The sequence below is a fragment of the Pedobacter sp. ASV28 genome (assembly GCF_016428855.1).
Taxonomy (GTDB): Bacteria; Bacteroidota; Bacteroidia; order Sphingobacteriales; family Sphingobacteriaceae; genus Pedobacter.
Window position 1 is genome coordinate 1 of sequence record NZ_JAELTN010000147.1, and the last position, 399, is coordinate 399.

1 pseudogene is annotated in these 399 nt (G+C 67.9%); it reads left to right on the forward strand.

Annotation, left to right across the window (positions count from 1 at the left end):
• Nucleotides 1-183 precede the first annotated feature (183 nt).
• A pseudogene (locus JHD79_RS23080) lies at nt 184-399 on the forward strand (hypothetical protein); the annotation flags it as partial.

Consider the following 399-nt stretch of genomic DNA (forward strand, 5'->3'; position numbering starts at 1 on the left):
CCCCCCCCCCCCCCCCCCCCCCCCCCCCCCCCCCCCCCCCCCCCCCCCCCCCCCCCCCCCCCCCCCCCCCCTTTATCATGATCCCCCCCCCACCGACCACTACACTATGGCTCGATCGTCGGCAGCGTCAGATGTGTATAAGAGACAGGAATTCAGATATGATGATACAGCCCAATAAAGTAATTGTTCCGCAAATGTACAATAGGCGCCATATTTAAGGCCAAAAACGGCTATAGTGTACTTATAGAAATGGGGGGGGGGGGGGGGGGGGGGGGGCGACGATACCTGCGTTACCATCTCGTATGCCGTCATCGGATTGAAATGAGGGGGGGGGGGGGGGGGGGGGGGGGGGGGGGGGGGGGGGGGGGGGGGGGGGGGGGGGGGGGGGGGGGGGGGGGG